At 43.9% G+C, this 17360-nt stretch carries 27 protein-coding genes; all 27 read left to right on the top strand.

Features of this window, described 5'->3' with window-relative positions; translation table 11 throughout:
* Positions 1-128 precede the first annotated feature (128 nt).
* The 27 genes from ACINK7_RS18065 to ACINK7_RS17935 all read left to right on the top strand — a co-directional run bounded on the left by ACINK7_RS18065 (position 129) and on the right by ACINK7_RS17935 (position 17297).
* A complete protein-coding gene (locus ACINK7_RS18065) occupies positions 129-398 on the top strand; it encodes a hypothetical protein (protein WP_404357434.1) in 270 nt (89 codons plus the stop codon).
* Positions 398-808, top strand: coding sequence for a type II toxin-antitoxin system VapC family toxin (locus ACINK7_RS18060; protein ID WP_404357432.1), 411 nt, complete (start codon positions 398-400; stop codon positions 806-808). The genes ACINK7_RS18065 and ACINK7_RS18060 overlap by 1 nt, the downstream gene beginning before the upstream one ends.
* Before the next feature lie 56 nt (positions 809-864).
* On the top strand, positions 865-1395 hold the full coding sequence (locus tag ACINK7_RS18055; protein ID WP_404357430.1) for an ATP-binding cassette domain-containing protein: 531 nt from the start codon (positions 865-867) through the stop codon (positions 1393-1395).
* On the top strand, positions 1365-1670 hold the full coding sequence (locus ACINK7_RS18050) for a DUF4160 domain-containing protein (protein ID WP_404357428.1): 306 nt from the start codon (positions 1365-1367) through the stop codon (positions 1668-1670). The genes ACINK7_RS18055 and ACINK7_RS18050 overlap by 31 nt, the downstream gene beginning before the upstream one ends.
* The gene (locus ACINK7_RS18045) at positions 1667-1951 is read left to right on the top strand and encodes a hypothetical protein (protein ID WP_404357426.1); all 285 of its coding nucleotides are present in this window, start codon (positions 1667-1669) and stop codon (positions 1949-1951) included. Before ACINK7_RS18050 ends, ACINK7_RS18045 begins: the two co-directional genes overlap by 4 nt.
* A 131-nt stretch (positions 1952-2082) precedes the next feature.
* Entirely contained in the window at positions 2083-2331 is a 249-nt protein-coding gene (locus ACINK7_RS18040) for a UPF0175 family protein (RefSeq protein WP_404357424.1), read from the top strand.
* 170 nt (positions 2332-2501) lie between these two features.
* Positions 2502-2696, top strand: coding sequence for a hypothetical protein (locus ACINK7_RS18035; protein WP_404357422.1), 195 nt, complete (start codon positions 2502-2504; stop codon positions 2694-2696).
* Positions 2693-3310, top strand: a complete 618-nt coding sequence (locus tag ACINK7_RS18030) for a zeta toxin family protein (RefSeq protein ID WP_404357420.1) — start codon at positions 2693-2695, stop codon at positions 3308-3310. Before ACINK7_RS18035 ends, ACINK7_RS18030 begins: the two co-directional genes overlap by 4 nt.
* A 44-nt stretch (positions 3311-3354) precedes the next feature.
* A complete protein-coding gene (locus ACINK7_RS18025) occupies positions 3355-3666 on the top strand; it encodes a hypothetical protein (RefSeq protein WP_404357418.1) in 312 nt (103 codons plus the stop codon).
* Positions 3663-3800, top strand: coding sequence for a hypothetical protein (locus ACINK7_RS18020; protein ID WP_404357416.1), 138 nt, complete (start codon positions 3663-3665; stop codon positions 3798-3800). The genes ACINK7_RS18025 and ACINK7_RS18020 overlap by 4 nt, the downstream gene beginning before the upstream one ends.
* A gap of 93 nt (positions 3801-3893) precedes the next feature.
* Positions 3894-4112: a hypothetical protein gene (locus tag ACINK7_RS18015; protein ID WP_404357414.1), complete on the top strand. Its 219-nt coding sequence runs from the start codon at positions 3894-3896 to the stop codon at positions 4110-4112.
* Positions 4102-4329, top strand: coding sequence for a hypothetical protein (locus ACINK7_RS18010; RefSeq protein ID WP_404357412.1), 228 nt, complete (start codon positions 4102-4104; stop codon positions 4327-4329). Before ACINK7_RS18015 ends, ACINK7_RS18010 begins: the two co-directional genes overlap by 11 nt.
* A 55-nt stretch (positions 4330-4384) precedes the next feature.
* The gene (locus tag ACINK7_RS18005; protein WP_404357410.1) at positions 4385-4621 is read left to right on the top strand and encodes a hypothetical protein; all 237 of its coding nucleotides are present in this window, start codon (positions 4385-4387) and stop codon (positions 4619-4621) included.
* Between the two features lie 329 nt (positions 4622-4950).
* Entirely contained in the window at positions 4951-5103 is a 153-nt protein-coding gene (locus ACINK7_RS18000) for a hypothetical protein (RefSeq protein ID WP_404357408.1), read from the top strand.
* A gap of 93 nt (positions 5104-5196) precedes the next feature.
* Positions 5197-6531, top strand: coding sequence for a flippase (locus ACINK7_RS17995; protein ID WP_404357406.1), 1335 nt, complete (start codon positions 5197-5199; stop codon positions 6529-6531).
* Between the two features lie 70 nt (positions 6532-6601).
* On the top strand, positions 6602-7336 hold the full coding sequence (locus tag ACINK7_RS17990) for an FkbM family methyltransferase (RefSeq protein ID WP_404357404.1): 735 nt from the start codon (positions 6602-6604) through the stop codon (positions 7334-7336).
* Positions 7337-7681: a GDP-mannose 4,6-dehydratase gene (locus ACINK7_RS17985; protein WP_404357402.1), complete on the top strand. Its 345-nt coding sequence runs from the start codon at positions 7337-7339 to the stop codon at positions 7679-7681.
* Entirely contained in the window at positions 7678-8700 is a 1023-nt protein-coding gene (locus ACINK7_RS17980) for a nucleotide-diphospho-sugar transferase (RefSeq protein ID WP_404357400.1), read from the top strand. Before ACINK7_RS17985 ends, ACINK7_RS17980 begins: the two co-directional genes overlap by 4 nt.
* 93 nt (positions 8701-8793) lie before the next feature.
* Positions 8794-9630, top strand: a complete 837-nt coding sequence (locus tag ACINK7_RS17975; RefSeq protein ID WP_404357398.1) for a class I SAM-dependent methyltransferase — start codon at positions 8794-8796, stop codon at positions 9628-9630.
* A gap of 10 nt (positions 9631-9640) precedes the next feature.
* Entirely contained in the window at positions 9641-10894 is a 1254-nt protein-coding gene (locus ACINK7_RS17970) for a glycosyltransferase family 4 protein (protein ID WP_404357396.1), read from the top strand.
* A gap of 372 nt (positions 10895-11266) precedes the next feature.
* Positions 11267-12232: a glycosyltransferase family 2 protein gene (locus tag ACINK7_RS17965; RefSeq protein WP_404357394.1), complete on the top strand. Its 966-nt coding sequence runs from the start codon at positions 11267-11269 to the stop codon at positions 12230-12232.
* Positions 12233-12238: 6 nt separating this feature from the next.
* Positions 12239-14254 (top strand): HAD family hydrolase, encoded by a 2016-nt coding sequence (locus ACINK7_RS17960; protein WP_404357393.1) that lies wholly within the window; start codon positions 12239-12241, stop codon positions 14252-14254.
* A gap of 235 nt (positions 14255-14489) precedes the next feature.
* A complete protein-coding gene (locus ACINK7_RS17955) occupies positions 14490-14780 on the top strand; it encodes a DUF6516 family protein (RefSeq protein WP_404357391.1) in 291 nt (96 codons plus the stop codon).
* A complete protein-coding gene (locus ACINK7_RS17950) occupies positions 14773-15117 on the top strand; it encodes a hypothetical protein (protein WP_404357389.1) in 345 nt (114 codons plus the stop codon). The genes ACINK7_RS17955 and ACINK7_RS17950 overlap by 8 nt, the downstream gene beginning before the upstream one ends.
* Before the next feature lie 155 nt (positions 15118-15272).
* Positions 15273-15614: a hypothetical protein gene (locus tag ACINK7_RS17945; protein ID WP_404357387.1), complete on the top strand. Its 342-nt coding sequence runs from the start codon at positions 15273-15275 to the stop codon at positions 15612-15614.
* Positions 15615-15617: 3 nt separating this feature from the next.
* Entirely contained in the window at positions 15618-15848 is a 231-nt protein-coding gene (locus ACINK7_RS17940; RefSeq protein WP_404357385.1) for an adenylyltransferase/cytidyltransferase family protein, read from the top strand.
* A gap of 381 nt (positions 15849-16229) precedes the next feature.
* Positions 16230-17297 (top strand): CDP-glycerol glycerophosphotransferase family protein, encoded by a 1068-nt coding sequence (locus tag ACINK7_RS17935; protein WP_404357383.1) that lies wholly within the window; start codon positions 16230-16232, stop codon positions 17295-17297.
* Positions 17298-17360: the final 63 nt, after the last annotated feature.

Below are 17360 nucleotides of genomic sequence, written 5' to 3'. Positions count from 1 at the left end.
AAACCTGAAGCTTGTGCACTCCATGCAGGCATAATAGGCCGCAACGGTGCCGGATTTCACCCGATGTTGCCCGGGCACATGAATATTGTTGTCGGCGCTATCGTTGATTGCCATTTAGGAATAGAACCATGCTAAAAACCATACACGTTGAAATCGACCGAACCGGACAGATACACCCCTTGGAACCGATCCCATTCAAGTTAGAAGGCAGAGCTCTGCTCACATTACTGGAAAGTGATACAAACGAACGCGATATAACACCAGCCGAAATAAAAGGCAATGCTTCACGCGCTTTGAGACTTTTGGCATCTCCCCGTTTTCAGCATCGTCCAAAAAACAATTCGGAAGAAATACAACGACGCATTTCCGCGATTCGAGACGAATGGAACAACGACTGATGAATCGACTAGTTTATCTTGACACATGTTGTGTCATTTATTTGCTGGAAGAAGTTCAACCATTCAGCGCGCTTATCCGACAACATCTTGCCAATAACCCCGATGCCACTTTATGCGTATCCGCTTTGGTTCGTCTCGAATCCCTGGTAAAGCCCTCGATTGGCGGCAATCAAACACTTATTGAAGATTACGAAATTTTTCTGGCCGACCAGCGATGGTTACCCATTGATGACAACGTTTTTTCCAGCGCATTAAACTTAAGAATCAAACATAAAATAAAAACACCCGATGCGCTTCACTTAGCCACTGCTATCGAAAATGGTTGCACGGAATTTTGGACCAATGACAATCGCCTCAACGAAGCGGCAAAACACTTGGCAGTCAATATATTTCAAACAATAAGCCATTAGCCCGCGTAGGGCGCATTAGCATTAGCGTAATGCGCCGAATTATTAAAGGCTAACATGTGGCGCAATACGGCTATGGCCTATTGACGTCCTACAGATTGCAACTTACCGCGTTGTGCAAGTCATGGTGGGAGCGACGCCTTCGTCGCGACGAGGGCAAGGCCGAAAACGTCAGCAAAAAATTTTGCCGCTCGCTGAAACGGTCTATGCTATACGGTATCGAAGATATCGTCCGCGATTTGCTGCACTTGCCCAACACCTCCGAAAAGTTAAGCAAAGACGAATTCTGGGCGGTGGACAATATATCGTTTGAAGTCAAACGCGGCGAATGCTTTGGGATAATAGGTCGCAACGGTGCCGGTAAATCGACGCTGCTGAAAATGCTCAACAGCATCTTCATGCCCGACAAAGGCAAAATCACGATCAAAGGCAAGGTTGGCGCATTGATCGAAGTCGGCGCAGGATTTTACCAGATGTTAACCGGTCGAGAGAATGTCTACGACAACGGAGCTATTCTTGAAATGAGCAATATGGCTAATATAAACATTTCAACTAAACCATGCCAAAACTATACGAGTATTTCGGATTAATCGTGATGTTTTATGCAAACGAGCATGAACCTATCCATGTTCACGGCAAATGTCAGGGACGCGAATCAAGAGCGGAAATCGTATTGATCAATGGCGTTGTTCACGAAATCAGCTATACCGCTGTTACTGGACGCGCACCACTCGAACCTAATGAAATGCGATTTTTTCAGGAGATTGTTACCGCCAAAGCAGAAGAAATAGTCCAAAAATGGATAGACTTCTTTGTGCTGCATAAGTCTATTACCTCTGAACGTATCACTCGGAGACTCAAATGAAAGACACCCCCATTAATATAATCTCCGCAACGCAAACTGGAGAATATCGTATCCGGCTCATTTTTGACGATAACACCAGTCAAGAAATCGACTTCACATCATTTCTTGTCCGCTCGCATCACCCCGATATTCGCGCCTATTTGGAACCGAGCCATTTTTCCGATTTTAGAGTGGAATACGGTGAATTAATTTGGGGAGATTATGAGCTGTGTTTTCCAGTTATCGATCTTTATCGGAATATGATCGAACACTATCCTTCAACCACAACGGCTGCGGCATGATGTTTCATTATATAATATTTGTCTTGCCCGGATTGTACGAAGTCAAACGCGCTTAGATATTATCGGGCGTAACGGCGCAATCCAAATTACGGATGACAGAACGTAAAATCCCAAATTACGGAGAAATATTCATGCAAATCCAAGTTAATGTGCCGCCCAATCTGCCCGATGCAATCCAATGTTCACCTGAACAATTTGCTCGTGAAGCCAAAATTGCCATGGCCGTAAAATTATTCGAAATGAAACGACTCTCATCAGGCATGGCGGCTGTACTTGCGGACATGGATCGCGTGGCTTTTTTGGCGGAACTGCACAGCTACAATATCGCCATGATCGATCTCGATACCGACGAACTAGAAAGCGATACCAACAATGCATGAAATTGCCAAAACAATCGTCACCAATACGACACCGCTGATTGCTTTGACAGCCGCGACCTGCTGCATCTCAATCGGTGAAATGCTAAAAATCATACATGTTGAAAACGACCCTCCGGATATATTAGGTAAGTCGATTTTTACCCTATTAATAAACATTAGGACCGAAAACTATGGCAAACATGACAAAAAACCGCGACTTAATGGCACCGGAAACAGAGCCCACCGATGCGGAATTACAGATCGTGATGAAAGAAGCACTGGATCTAGCCATGGCCAGAAAACAACAATCCGATATCTGGATGCGTCGGCAATTGTTGGAAACCGTCGATCAGGTTCGTAGCGCCTGTCAAGCGGCGCACCCATGAACCCAGCAAACGAACAAAAGCCACGATTATTAGCCATCGCCGGCCCCAATGGCGCAGGCAAAACCACGGTAACGGAACGAGGACTTGCCCACGAATGGTTTGCGGGATGTCGATACATTAACCCAGACTTTATCGCTCGTGATGAATTTGGCGATTGGAATTCACCAGACGCGATACTTAAAGCTGCCCAGTTGGCATCCCAACTTCGGGAAGACTGTTTAGCTAATGGCCAAAGCATGGCCTTTGAAACAGTGTTTTCCGCACCGGATAAAGTCGAATTCCTATATCGTGCACACCAACAAGGTTATTTCATCCGGGTGTTTTTCGTCGCAACCGCCGACCCATCCATCAATGCCTCGCGTGTAGCTCGACGGGTCATGCAGGGAGGACATGATGTGCCCATCCCCAAAATCATCAATCGCTACTTTCGCTCTATTGCCCAATGCGTCGTGATTGCGCCGTGGGTAGATCGTTTGTATCTGTACGATAACTCCATCGACGGTGCGGAAGCCGCGCTGATATTACGCGCTACTGAAGGTAAAATCACCAAGCTTTATCAACCGGCACCCGAATGGATAGCACCTATTCTCGAAGTTTTGGAAACAACACCGTAACGATCAGTCTATTTTAAACGCCGAGCCAATAACACGATAACCTCATGCCAAACCCCGACGACGTATTAATCAAAGTCGAAAACATCAGCAAAAGATTCTGTCGTTCGCTAAAACGGTCTATGCTTTACGGCATCGAAGACATTGCCCGCGATTCGCTACACTTGCCTGATCGATCCAACAAACTAAGAAAAGACGAGTTCTGGGCTGTGGACGACGTATCGTTTGAAGTCAAACGCGGCGAATGCTTAAGGATTATCGGCCGCAACGGCGCCGGCTTTCACCCGATGTTAACCAGTCGAGAGAATGTCTACATGAACGGCGCTATCCTTAGCATCCAATATCACGAGGTAACATGATGAAAATCTATCTTGATATGTGTTGCTTTAATCGACCTTATGACGACCAAACTCAGTCGCGTATTCGAATCGAAACGGAATCTAAAATTGTGATTCAACAAAAGATCAAGGATAACGAACATGAACTTCTGTAGTCTTCAATTCTCGATTTTGAATGCTCAAAAAACCCGTTCCAAGAACATCGAATCGCCATACTCCATTGGCGAACTCTAGCATCTACCGTGATAATGATCGATGACAGCATCATTGCACGAGCAACAAACCTAATGACATTGGGCGTAGGCAAATACGATGCTTTGCATGTGGCTTGTTCCATTGCAGGCGGCGCAGAACTCTTCGTAACAACAGATGATCGATTACTAAAATATTTGCCTGTGGCCGATGATACATTGGCACTGTTACCGCAAAATGCCTTGGCATATATGGAGAAATGGTATGAAAACTGAAACCGAAATACGTATGGACGGGATGAATGCATTGATACAGGCATTAGGCTTAGTCGAAGCTGAACGTTTTTTAATGGCAATATCCCGAGAACGATTTAATTACACTGAATGGCGGCGCAACGGATTACCGGATTTACCCATAGAAGAACTCGCCCGATTAGCAAACCTCGAAGCAGAAAAAAAGCACAACGAGCAAGTTGGTGAAAATAGCCTGTGATGAATGTTTCGCCATCTATTTATTTCAAACGGTTAGCCAATAACCCGATAGACCCGTGACAAACTCCGACGACGTATTAATCAAAGTCAAAAACGTCAGCAAGAAATTCTGCCGTTCGCTGAAGCGCTCAATGCTGGACGGCATCGAAGACATTAGCCGCGACCTGTTTGCAGATTTTAGAGTGGAATACGGTGAATTAATTTGGGGAGATTATGAGCTGTGTTTTCCAGTTATCGATCTTTATCGGAATACGATCGAGCACTATCCTCCAACCACAACGGCTGCGGCATGATGCTTCACACTATACGACATCTTTGTGACAACGGATGATCGATTCTAAAAGGTTGATGATACATTGGTGCTGTTACCGAAAATGCCTTGGCTTAAATGTAGAAATGGTATGAAAACTTAAACTGAAATACGCATTGGCACAGATCAATTCATCGCTGTTTAACTTCGGCTAAAGCGCTGAAGCAACGGGGTATGGAAATACGATTTATTTGCCGCGTTTTGACGAAAAGTTACCTCGTTCCCACTCTCCTGCATACCCGAAAGGGCATAAATTAGGAGTACATGCCGACTTTTGCGCCGATGCCAAGGTATAGGTTCCCACGGCGGGCAGTGGGAACCAGAATAAGTAAACAAATTCGTTTAAAATACGGCGATTTACCTGCCTCGGCGCAGCTCAAAATCGAGCAAGCCGACACCGAACAACTGGAGCACTGGGCCGAGCGGATCTTTATAGCCGAAAGTGTGGGAGTTCTACTTGAATAATAAGACAAAAGCAACTGAGCTAAAAAATACCGAAGCTGATTTGAAGTACATGTTGAGCTTGAAAAACAGAAAAAACCGGTCCCCGATTCCATTTTGAAATTGATTCCCAATTTCATTCATCGCCGCATCGCACATCGGCCGAACTTAATCAAGATTGTCGAAAACATCGGCTGGTTGTTTTTCGACAAAATCCTGCGCATGGGTGTCGGGCTCTTCGTTGGCGTTTGGATTGCGCGTTATCTCGGCCCGGAGCAATTTGGCCTGCTGAACTTTGCCACGGCTTTTGTGGGGCTATTCAGTGCCATTTCCGTGCTAGGGCTGCAAAGTATCGTGGTCAGAAATCTGGTGCGTGATCCGCAATGCAGGGATGAAACGCTGGGCACCGCAGCGGTCTTGCAGTTCGTTGGCGGATTGTTGGCCTATGGATTTATTATTGCGGCGATCTTCTGGATGCGCGCCGATGATCAACTTTCTAAAACCCTTGTAGCCATCCTCGGCGCCACGATGCTATTTAAGGCGTCTGATGTGGCTATGTACTGGTTCGAATCTCAGGTTCAGTCCAAATACACGGTTTGGGTACAAAATGGCGTATTCCTGATTTTTACCGGCATCAATGTGGCGCTGATCATGAATAACGCGCCGTTGATTGCGTTTGCTTGGGTGATGACGGCTCAAGCGCTGATCGTGGCTTTGTCTCTGCTGATTGTGCTGGGGTTGCGAGGCCCGGGTCTAAGGCTGCTACAAGCCAGGATGAGTCGGGCCAAATCGTTGCTTGCCGATAGCTGGCCGCTGTTTTTGTCCAGCATCGCTGTGATGATTTATATGAAGATCGATCAGATCATGCTGGGGCAGATGATTGGCGATGAAGCCGTCGGCATTTATAGTGCCGCCGTGCGAATCAGCGAGGTGTGGTATTTTGTGCCGATGTCGATTGTGGCGTCGGTGTTTCCTGCGATTTTGGAAGCCAAAAAACGAAGCGAGGAGCAATACTATCGCCAATTGCAACAGCTCTATGACCTGATGGTTTGGCTCGCCATCGCGATAGCAATTCCATTGACGTTTCTAGCGACACCGATTGTCACTTTGCTTTTTGGCAGCGCTTACGAACAGGCTGGCACCGTACTTTCCATTCATATTTGGGCTGCCGTATTTGTCTTTCTGGGTGTAGCTAGTGGTAAATGGTTTCTTGCAGAAAACAGGCAGATTCTGAGCTTGCAAAGAACGGCATTGGGTGCTGTTGTTAATATCGCAGTTAATTCAGCTCTCATTCCGTTGTATGGGGTGAGAGGTGCGGCTTGGGCAACTGTGATTTCTTATGCAACCGCTGCTTTGCTCGCTGACTTAGTGCAACTTGAGACTAGAAAAATGTTTTTGATGAAAATGCAAACGCTCAATATCTTAAAAGTTATCTGTAGAATCCAGCAATAAAGATTGTTTAGGTCGTTGACGACTATCACAAAATACTCTGATTATTAATCAGTAAATATAATGCTAAAAAATGTCCAATATAGAACGATTAAAATCATTGTTGCCTAATTCGTTAATGCTCTTGATACGTCGCATCTATTTTTTTATTCAATGGGATCCGTGGCAACAAAGAACTTGGTCACAGGAAGGGGAGGATCAAATACTTCAGCGAATTTTTGAGCAGCAAAAATCAGGGTTCTATGTCGATATTGGCGCTCACCATCCGAACCGATTTTCGAATACCTACTTGTTTTACCGACGAGGATGGTTCGGTATTAATGTTGATGCAATGCCCGGTAGTATGGATGCGTTCCATCGTGAACGTCCACGCGATATTAATGTTGAAACAGGTATTGCAGAAGCCATGGGTACACTTGATTACTACATATTCAACGAGCCTGCGCTAAATGGCTTTTCAAAACAATTGTCGGAGCAAAGAAACTTTCAATCAAATCCTTATCGGATAATCAAAACAAAACAAGTAACTGTTAAAACGCTGACATGTTTGCTAGATGAATATCTATCCGACGGGCAGATTATTGATTTTTTGACTATTGATGTAGAAGGCCTTGATTTGGGTGTGTTGAAGTCAAATAACTGGGGTAAATACAGACCAAAGATTGTTTTGGTAGAAGTGTTAGGAAGCAGTTTGCATGAAATCATTGAAAGCCCTATTGCTAACTATATGCAAGCGCAGGATTACTCTCTATATGCAAAATGTATGAATACAGTGTTTTTCAAGAATAATAGGGTATCGTTGATATAAATGAAAAACTACAACCCCTGCTCTCGCACTCTTGTCACCGGCGGTGCTGGCTTTCTTGGTAGCCATCTTTGTGAACGCTTACTCGCCTATGGTCACGATGTGACATTCCCGTTATATGTCGAGGTGGATCAGATTTACAACCTCGCATGCCCCGCCAGTCCAATTCACTATCAGCATGATCCTATTCGGAAGATCAAGACCCGTGTTCATGGCGCCATCAATATGCTTGGCTTGGCCAAGCGTACCAATGCACGTATTTTTCAGGCATTGCCCCGTGAAGTGTATGGCGACCCGGAGGTGCATCCGCAACAGGAAAACTATTGGGGACGGTGGGATCACCAATGAGATGGTTTAAAACAAAAAGTGAGCAGAGCGCGGTTGAAACTTCAAAGGAACAGGAAACGGTTTCACCCGCTATCCTCAACACTGCTGTACTGTTTCTCGTTTTCAATCGACCGGACACCACGCGCCAGGTATTCGAAGCCATTCGCAAAGCAAAGCCACCTCGGTTATATATTGCAGCGGATGGAGCCAGAGAAAAGCGAAAAGGTGAAGCAGAAAAAGTTGCAAAGGTGCGCGAAATCGCCACCGCTGTCGATTGGCCATGCGAGGTTATGACCCTGTTTCGGGATGACAATCTGGGCTGCAAATCTGCAGTGAGTAGTGCGATTACCTGGTTTTTCGAACATGAGGACCAGGGGATCATTCTTGAAGATGATTGTTTGCCACACTCTGACTTTTTTAACTTCTGCGACAATTTGCTCAATCGCTATACCGACGACGAACGTGTCTGGGTGATTACCGGCAACAATTTCCAGAACGGGCGCAAGCGGGGCGAAGCATCTTATTATTTCTCCAAATATAACCACTGCTGGGGTTGGGCTACATGGCGGCGCGCTTGGCAGCACTACCAGGGAGAACTCCCCTTCTGGATTGATTGGAAAAGGTCTGAGGATTGGCAGCATAAAATGCCAGATCCAGTGGAGCAACGTTATTGGCGCGCAATTTTTGAGCGAGTACGTGCCGGTCAGATTGATTCATGGGCTTATCCTTGGACAGCGAGTGTTTGGTATCGCGGTGGTTTGACAGCCACACCGAATGTGAACCTGGTTAGCAACATCGGTTTTGGTGCGGAATCCACGCATACCTCATCGGTAGACAGCCCGTTAGCGAACATGTCAACGGCCGAGTTGGGCGATTTGATCCACCCAAATGATGTGTTACAAAACATTGAAGCAGATCGTTATGTTTTCGATAATGCCTTTGGTGGCCGGAATATTCGCTTGCCATGGTCGCTCTTGAAACTTCCGCGCCGATTAGCGAGTTTCGCGTATCGCAAGTTAAAGCGTGGGGTATGTGAATGACGTTAAAAAATATCAACTTCGGCGATGGCTGAGTTTCATGAAATTCCGTGTCGGCAATTATGGCACTATCATTAACTATTCTTGGAAAGTCAGATGGTTGACCTAACCCACTGGATCGCCACAGATGAGTGTAAGCTAATTAAGGAAGATGACCAACGATGGCTCGCAACGGTATTTGAGCGCTTCGGCGGCTATCCAGATTTAGAACAGGTTTGGAATTTAATGGACGAGTCATGGGCCGAGCTGATCTGTGATCCTTTCGTAACAAATGGGCGGATAGCTGCTTATTACTCCCATCCCGTTTGGGTATTGAATGGCTTGTTCATCGAGCAGCATGCACAGAGTCTCTATCACCGACAAAGATTTGTCGATTGGGTTATTAGACAATCACCACGGCTTGTGGCTGAATTTGGAGGTGGTTTCGGCGGGCTGGCGCGTATGATTGGACAGGCATTGCCCACAGCCGAAGTGGAAGTAATCGAGCCTCATCCACATCCGATTGCGATTGCTCGTGCAGAGAAAACAGAAAATGTTCGTTACCGGCCAGCATTGAGTGGAGAATTTGACGTGATGATCGCAACCGATGTCTTTGAACATGTACCAGACCCTTTGCAAATGGTTGCCGACACGGCAAAGCACCTGCGTATGGGAGGACAATATTTGATTGCGAACTGCTTTGCAGCAGTGATTCTCTGTCATCTGCCCCAGACATTCCATTTTCGCTATTCATGGGATTTTGCCCTTCGGGTCATGGGGTTGGAACCCAGAGATTCAGTGGCCTATGGGCGAGTATTTGTTCGTACAGGTCAGTTGAATCTCGATGCAGCCCGTGCCGTGGAAAAGCGTTCACGTACTCTCTGGCACATAACTCGGCATCTACCTGGGCAAGTAGCTCGTCCGTTGACGAAGATCCTACTCTCGTTTTTTTAAAAATGGTCTTTTGATCTTGAAAGTTTTCCAACTAAACCACTCAGACATCCAAGGCGGTGCAGCCCGCGCAGCGTACCGTACTCATCACTGCTTAAGGGATGCAGGTATTGACTCACGGATGTGGGTGAATAAAGCATCGGCCGGTGACTGGACGGTGGATGGACCAGTCAGTAAGCTGGAAAAAGTGATGGCTGTCGTTCGCGCTCAATTGGGCGCGCAACTGACGCGAGTCCTGAAAACCGGCAATCCCATCATTCATTCACCCCAAATATTGCCGTCGCGCTGGGTCGATCGGATCAATGCCAGCGATGCGGACATCGTGCATCTACATTGGGTTCAAAATGAAATGCTCTCAATTGCTGACATTGGTCGAATCAAGAAGCCCATCGTCTGGACGCTTCACGACATGTGGTCATTTAGCGGTGCCGAGCATTACACCGATGATCAGCGCTATCGGGATGGTTATTCTGTAAAAAACAGACCGCTTCACGAATCCGGCTTCGATCTCAATCGTTGGGTTTGGAACCGTAAACTAAAATCTTGGAAGCGGCCTATGCACATAGTTACGCCGAGCCGTTGGCTGGCTGAGTGCGTGAAACAAAGCGTATTGATGCATAACTGGCCTGTTACCGTTATACCAAATGCTTTGGATACAGCCGTTTGGCAACCGATTGAGCGGGCGCTTGCCAGAAGGCTTTTGGGATTGTCCGAAGAGGAGCCTATCATCATGTTTGGTGCGATGGGTGGGGGGCGCGATCCGCGTAAGGGCGCCGATCTCTTATTCAGAGCTTTAAAGCATTTACAAGGGCAGATACCGGGTTTGCAAGTACTGATTTTTGGCGAGAGGCGTCCTGAAAATTTGCCTGACATTGGGTTTCCGATGCATTATCTAGGGCATTTGCATGACGATCTCAGTCTTAGAGTGGTTTATAGTGCAGCCGATGCGATGGTTGTGCCTTCAAGGCAAGATAATTTACCAACAACGGCGGTAGAGTCGCTGGCTTGCAGTACGCCCGTAATTGCTTTCGACACCTGCGGCTTGCCCGATATCGTCACGCATAAACAAAACGGCTGGTTGGCTAAGGCTTTTGATACCGAGGACTTGGCTGATGGCATTCAGTGGGTATTGGCGGATGAGCATCGGAAAGATGCACTGTCAAAGCAGGCCTGTGCCGATGCGGTTGCTAAATTTTCTTATCCAGTGGTTGCTAAGGCATATCTAGCAGTCTACGAACAAGTGTTAAGTCTTAGTAAATCTCGATGAACCGAACTATGTATTCTGCATTTTGGTTTTTATACTCCGTCATATGCTTTACCTGATGTTGCTAGTTTATCTATGTAGCCAGCCGTATAGAAAAACTGGATTTCAATCCTAATGTGCGTTGATTAGAAATACGCGTAAATGATTCTTATGCCCGTGATTCCAAAATATGATTTTATAAAAGACTTTTAGTAGTAATAGATAATGATAATTATTCGCAACATTAGAATGGATTTAAATTGTTGATAAAGTTGTTATTATTCATTGTGTTTGTCATGTCGAAGTAGTGGCGTAGCTTCTGCCACGGGAAATTTCGGAAGCACCAAAAATATATCTGTCTATGGACGGTAAAGTTTAAATAAAGGTTAATAAGCTTTGAGCAAAACATCATCCGGTACCCTGTTGAGTCAACTTCCGTCGGCCCCTAAGGGTAAAAAAGGTTGGCCATGGACTGAAGAACATCCGCTTTTACCCGCGACAATGCCGAATGGAGAGTCCTGGCCCAAAATCAGCATTGTCACACCTTCGTTTAATCAAGGGCAATTTATCGAAGAAACGATACGCTCGGTATTGTTACAAAACTATCCAAATCTGGAATATGTCATCATCGACGGTGGCAGTACGGATGAATCAATTGAAATCATCAGAAAATACGAACCATGGCTGACCTATTGGGTAAGCGAGAGCGATAAAGGTCAAAGCCATGCAATAAATAAAGGATTTGAAAAGTGTTCTGGCGACATATACAACTGGTTATGCTCTGATGATATTTTATTGAAAGATGCGCTAAAGAATGTTGCTCATTTAATAGATTGCAAACAGCCATGTTGGCTGATAGGGGCGGCATTTGTTATCAATAAGAAAGGATATATTCTAAATAAGAATGTTCCATTAGAGCCGATTACAATAACTACTTTTCTAAAATGGAGTTCTAATTATTTTTATCAACCATCAACATTTTGGAACAGACATATTTTTAGTAATTTTAATAGAATAAATAATAATCTTCATTATTGCATGGATGTTGACCTATGGTTTAAGTTTTTTAATATTTCAAAACCAAAAATGACTAATGTTTTTTTGTCCTCAGCTAGATGTCATGAGCAAAGCAAAACTTCAGGAATTGATCAAGCGGATAAGTTTATCAAAGAGTTTTCAATTTGGGTTTCTGAGAATATTTTTTTTCAGCCTGAGCACATAGGAAAAACTGAAATTATAGATGGTATTATAAGTATCCAGAGCGATTTAAGTAAATTTAGCAGAATCAAAAATCATGCCTTTTTTAAATATATATTTAAATGGTGGAGGATTTTGATTAATAAAAACTTTCCAATTCGATGAGTGATAATGAATATTCAACAAAATAAAATATATTCATTTGATGTGTTTGACACTTGTTTGACTCGAATCTACGCATGTCCTACTGACTTATTTTTCGATTTAGCCCATGTTTTTTTAAAAAAATATAGTATTTACGGTTTTGACGAATGCACCGTTAAATACTTTGTTAGCATAAGAAAGCGAGCGGAGAGAGAAGTTAGAAATATAAACAGATCGGATAAAGAAGATATAGGATTGCATGATATATATCAGTATATGAAATCTCTTTTGCCTTGGAGTTTTGATATTAATGAGGCAATGCAGATGGAAATGGATTTTGAATACAAAGCATTGAAACCAATTTGTTATATAAAAAATAAGATTGACCAGCTTCGACAGCAAGGTTACCGGGTTATTTTTATTTCTGATATGTATCTGCCTACTTTCTTTATAAAACAATGTCTTATTGATTTTAATATTGCGCGCCATGATGATAAAGTTTATGTATCTGGCGAATGTGGCTTAACAAAACATAGTGGAAACTTATTCAAAGAAGTTTGCCGATTAGAAAACATTTCTTATCGGCAGCTAATTCATTGCGGTGATAACTTCCATTCAGATGTAAAAATTGCTAATTCCCTTGGTATTGAGACTGAACATTTTACAGATGCGCATCTTTCAGGTTATGAAAAACTCGCATTAAAGGTATTAAAAAAGCAAGACATATATTCTTATTCTAAGCTCGTTGGAACAAGTCGTCTGTTACGACTTACCATGAATTCGGATAGTCAACAAGATAAGCTGTTCGATATAGTGTCAAGTGATATTATCACGCCATTGTTAACGTCTTATGTTAGTTGGGTTTTACTAGATGCAAAATCAAAGGGAATTAAACGGCTTTTTTTTGTATCAAGAGATGGTCAAATTCTTTATCGAATTGCTAAAAACTTACGAAGTAATGACTTTCCACATTGTCATTACTTATTTGGTTCTCGACAAGCGTGGCATTTACCTTCGCTTAAAAATATTAACAAAAATGAACTGGATTGGTTGGAGCATTTAATTCCACATCAAACCATTAGAGAGTTATTGGCTTGCTTAAGTGTTCAACCTGAGCAAATAGAAGAGCATTTAAATTATTACAATATTTTTGAATTTGACAAAAAGTTAGAACTTGAAAAAATCCCTTTCTTTTGGTTATGTTTGGAATCCGAAGAGGTTTCAAAACTTATTCTTGAGAATATAAATAAAGTTATTGGTGCTACCAAAAAATATTTTGTACAAGAAGATCTTTTGTTTACCAACGATTGGGCGCTTGTTGATACGGGATGGCGTCTTACTTGTCAAAGGTCGTTGCGGAAAATTTTAACGAAATTTGGACATCAATATGAGGTTAAAGGGTATTATTTAGGTGTAAGAGCAGATCATATTGATATTCATGAAATAGGTAAAGTATTCCCTTTTATTTCACATAGCCGTTCGGCTTTATCCGGCCTAAAAAATCAGGATTGGCTCTTTGATCAAGGAGTGGCTTGTGTTATTGAAAATATTTTTACAATAGCAGATCATCCTTCAGTAATAGGCTATCATCAAGAGAGTGAAAAAGTAGAACCTATTTTTAATGACCGCACGAATTCAGAACTTGAGTATTTAAGAATAAAAATTGAAAATGCGTCTTATAGATATATTCAATTGTTAAAAAATGAAGATTTAACTGATAGCCTTACTGATTATGCATTAGTTAATGCAAAACATTTTTTTACGAAACCTTCGCCTGATTGTATAAGAGCAATCGATTGGGTTCTTGTTGATATAGATCAAAACCATTCCTTAGAAAATGCAAGAAAGCTTGCAAGTCCATTGACTACAAAGCATATATTAAGGTTGATACGTTATGCTTTAATGCCAAATAAATATGCCTTTGTCGATGTCAATCACGCTTGGTATTTAGGTTCTGCTGCTATATCCGGTAAATTAACAAGATATGCGTTCAATTTTTTTTATTATAGTCATAAATTCTTTATTTCTATAAAGTCATATTGAGCCCTTAAGATGTAACTCCATAGGGTTTGGTGAGGAACGAAGCACATTGTTGCGATACTTCTACAAGAACGATTAGCCCGCGTAGGGCGTATTAGCGCTAGCGTAATGCGCCGAATGGTTAAAGGCTAACATTGCGGGCGCGATATATGGCTACGCCTCTTGGTGCCCTTGCAAGTTACCGCGTTGAATGTTGGAGTATTTGACAACAATCCAATGTATTGCCAAACTCTCCAATATGAAAGCCGAACTGTTATTGAAAGAGCGCTTGATTCAAACTGACAACAGCTTTGTAGAGTTGGTCGTTTGGCGCGTACCTAGCCCATTGGCCGGCAGCGCACATGCTTTTAAATACAGGCTGGCTTACGTGGTCAGCGGCGTGTGCGTCTTGCGTTACGACAACGAATTTGGCAAAGGCGACCATAAACATATCGAGGGCGAGGAATATGACTACACGTTCACCACACCCCAACAACTACTAGCGGACTTTTGGCAAGACGTAGACCAATGGAGAGTTCATCATGAATGAAGTTACGATAGGCATCACCAATCGAGAATCCATTAACTCGCGGTTTATGGCCGTGTTCGACACAGGCCAAAAACAAAGTCAGTTCATTGGGTTTGAATCCGAAGAGATGCTTTGGAAAACACTGACCTTGAAACGCTGGCAACTCTTAAAAGCCATGACCGGCGCTGGTGAATTGAGCATTCGCGAAGTGGCCCGCCGCGTCGACCGGGATGTCAAGGCGGTACACGGCGATATTACCACCTTGCTGCATTGCGGCCTGCTGGACAAGGCCAACAGCGGAAAAGTGATTTTTCCTTACGATGCAGTGCATGTGGATTTTATGCTGCGAGCGGCTTGACTTCACATCAAGCGCACGTAACACGCGTAGGGCGTATTCGCGCTAGCGTAATGCGCCGAATGGTTAAAGACCAACATACGGCGCAATATGGCTATCGCCTATTGACGCCTTACGGATTGCAAGATATCGCGTTAACGAAGACGAGACCCGCTTAGTTGAACAGCAGGGGGCATCTGGCTTTTGCCGATCAAATGATTTACCGCTTTTCCAAAGCGCAGGATACGATCGGAGCCAGGGGGTTCAAGGCCTTTTTTCTTTTTCAGGGTGAAAATGTTGATAAGCCTTTTTTAGATCTGCTTAATCAACTAGAAAAGCTGAATATCATGGATGTGGATCAGTGGTTTTTATTACGCGAAGTCAACAACACTATTGCCCATGAATATGAATCCCATCATCAACAAGCCTGTGAAATTCTTAATGCGATCATTCAGCATTGGCACTTGTTATCGAATATACTAGCCGAACTGCGGGTAAAGTCGGTACCCATTATCGATTAGTTTATGCGCGTGATTACCTTTGGTACTTTCGACGTTTTTCATGTCGGCCATCTGCGCATTTTGGAGCGCGCCCGTGAATTGGGCGATTGTTTATCGGTTGGCGTTTCGACTGATGCGATGAATTTTGCCAAAAAAAATCGTTATCCGGTTTACGATCAACATGAACGCGTGCAAATCATTCGTGCTTTGCGTTGTGTCGATGAAGTGTTTTTGGAGGAATCGATGGAACTCTAGCGGCATTATATTGAAATTCACCAAGCCGATATTTTGGTGATGGGTGATGATTGGGCCGTTAAGTTCGATGAGTTTTCCGACATTTGCCGGGTCATTTATTTGCCTAGAACACCTTCGGTATCGACGACGGCGATTATCGAAAAGATTCGAATTCCCAAATCCTGAGGGTTGTTCCCGTGATACGTTTATTGCCAAACAAGCGAGTGATTCGGGAAGTATTTCTTGCTTTACGACAATTGTTAACGGCTATATCGGCATGGCTATTCGCTTATCCATTGACGTGTTTATTCAAACGCGACCCGAACTTGACTCTTGTCATCGGTCGCCAAGGGCCTGTATTTTCTGATAATTCCAAGTATTTTTTTATTGCCGCGACGCAGTTTGCTCAATCAAACGAGCGTATCGTTTTTTTTGACCGGTAATCGCACGATTCAACATGCGATTGTCGGGGGCGGCGGGAAAGCCGTCATGTATCCGTCTTGGCGGTTTTTATTCCTGGTTTTGCGCTGTGGTAAGTTGGCAGTCGATATGTCGGACTGGTTCGATTATGGCGTTTTTCCTTTGTCGTGCGGTGCAAGACGGGTGCAAGTCTGGCATGGAGCACCGTTAAAACGGATCGAGTTGGATCTTTATCGTGAGCGTTTAGCGATTATGCCGGCTTGGGCCGGTTTTTTGTTGCAAATGCAAAAAAAACTGCTGGGTCGCTATCCGATATACGATGTTGTTGTTTCAACGTCGCAAGGTTTTACCGATCGCGCTTTTAGCCGGTGTTTCAAGACAATGGAGTTTATTGCTTGCGGTTATCCCCGGAACGATGTGTTATTAGGTTGGCCGGAGCCGGACAAAGTCACGGCAGCCTTATTGGATGTCAATGTCGATTTATCTACTTTGGCTACGGTACGCAAGGCTAAATCACAAGGCTTCCGAATCGGTTTATATGTGCCGACTTTTCGCCGGGATTTAGCCAATCCTTTTGCCGGTGATATGGATTTGGCGCGTTTGTCGGCGTTTGCTGTCCGCCATAATTGTCTTTTCGTGTTGAAGCTGCATCCTTTTATGCAGGGGCGATATGCTGTCGATCGTTATCCGAATCTACTGGAATACGCGCCTTTGGGTGATGTTTATCCATTAATGCCCCTTTGCGATTTTTTAATCACCGATTATTCGTCGATTTTTTTCGACTTTTTGTTGCTGGATAAGCCTATTGTATTTTTCGCGCCGGATTTAGCGCAAGACCGGAAGATGTATTTCGATTATGACGAAATGACTCCGGGCGCTAAATGTTTTTGCTATGAGGAGCTTGAGCAACAATTAAGACTCATTGTTGATCATGCCGGCGAAGACGGTTTTGCGCGAAGACGTGCTGAAGTGAGAGCGTTTACGCATGATTTTGTCGATAATAGGGCGGGTTGGCGTTTGTATCATGCGCTCGTCTCAAAAAAAAATTAGCCTACAGTTTATGAATAACAGCGAGCGCTGGAGTGTGGAAACGAGGCCTAAACCATGCACGAT

This window comes from Methylotuvimicrobium sp. KM1 (assembly GCF_044788715.1).
Classification (GTDB): domain Bacteria; phylum Pseudomonadota; class Gammaproteobacteria; order Methylococcales; family Methylomonadaceae; genus Methylotuvimicrobium.
Note: the sequence above shows the minus strand (reverse complement) of the source record. Positions and strands in the feature narration are given on the sequence as shown.

Bases quoted from the DNA above. Each gene is read 5' to 3' on its own strand.
- ACINK7_RS18015 (WP_404357414.1), top strand. From the start codon at position 3,894: ATGATCGATGACAGCATCATTGCACGAGCAACAAACCTAATGACATTG.
- ACINK7_RS18010 (WP_404357412.1), top strand. From the start codon at position 4,102: ATGAAAACTGAAACCGAAATACGTATGGACGGGATGAATGCATTGATA.
- ACINK7_RS18035 (WP_404357422.1), top strand. From the start codon at position 2,502: ATGGCAAACATGACAAAAAACCGCGACTTAATGGCACCGGAAACAGAG.
- ACINK7_RS18040 (WP_404357424.1), top strand. From the start codon at position 2,083: ATGCAAATCCAAGTTAATGTGCCGCCCAATCTGCCCGATGCAATCCAA.
- ACINK7_RS18065 (WP_404357434.1), top strand. From the start codon at position 129: ATGCTAAAAACCATACACGTTGAAATCGACCGAACCGGACAGATACAC.
- ACINK7_RS17960 (WP_404357393.1), top strand. From the start codon at position 12,239: ATGAATATTCAACAAAATAAAATATATTCATTTGATGTGTTTGACACT.
- ACINK7_RS17955 (WP_404357391.1), top strand. From the start codon at position 14,490: ATGAAAGCCGAACTGTTATTGAAAGAGCGCTTGATTCAAACTGACAAC.
- ACINK7_RS17950 (WP_404357389.1), top strand. From the start codon at position 14,773: ATGAATGAAGTTACGATAGGCATCACCAATCGAGAATCCATTAACTCG.
- ACINK7_RS17985 (WP_404357402.1), top strand. From the start codon at position 7,337: ATGAAAAACTACAACCCCTGCTCTCGCACTCTTGTCACCGGCGGTGCT.
- ACINK7_RS18020 (WP_404357416.1), top strand. From the start codon at position 3,663: ATGATGAAAATCTATCTTGATATGTGTTGCTTTAATCGACCTTATGAC.
- ACINK7_RS18060 (WP_404357432.1), top strand. From the start codon at position 398: ATGAATCGACTAGTTTATCTTGACACATGTTGTGTCATTTATTTGCTG.
- ACINK7_RS18045 (WP_404357426.1), top strand. From the start codon at position 1,667: ATGAAAGACACCCCCATTAATATAATCTCCGCAACGCAAACTGGAGAA.
- ACINK7_RS17980 (WP_404357400.1), top strand. From the start codon at position 7,678: ATGAGATGGTTTAAAACAAAAAGTGAGCAGAGCGCGGTTGAAACTTCA.
- ACINK7_RS18050 (WP_404357428.1), top strand. From the start codon at position 1,365: ATGCCAAAACTATACGAGTATTTCGGATTAATCGTGATGTTTTATGCA.
- ACINK7_RS18025 (WP_404357418.1), top strand. From the start codon at position 3,355: ATGCCAAACCCCGACGACGTATTAATCAAAGTCGAAAACATCAGCAAA.
- ACINK7_RS17975 (WP_404357398.1), top strand. From the start codon at position 8,794: ATGGTTGACCTAACCCACTGGATCGCCACAGATGAGTGTAAGCTAATT.
- ACINK7_RS18030 (WP_404357420.1), top strand. From the start codon at position 2,693: ATGAACCCAGCAAACGAACAAAAGCCACGATTATTAGCCATCGCCGGC.
- ACINK7_RS17940 (WP_404357385.1), top strand. From the start codon at position 15,618: ATGCGCGTGATTACCTTTGGTACTTTCGACGTTTTTCATGTCGGCCAT.
- ACINK7_RS17990 (WP_404357404.1), top strand. From the start codon at position 6,602: ATGTCCAATATAGAACGATTAAAATCATTGTTGCCTAATTCGTTAATG.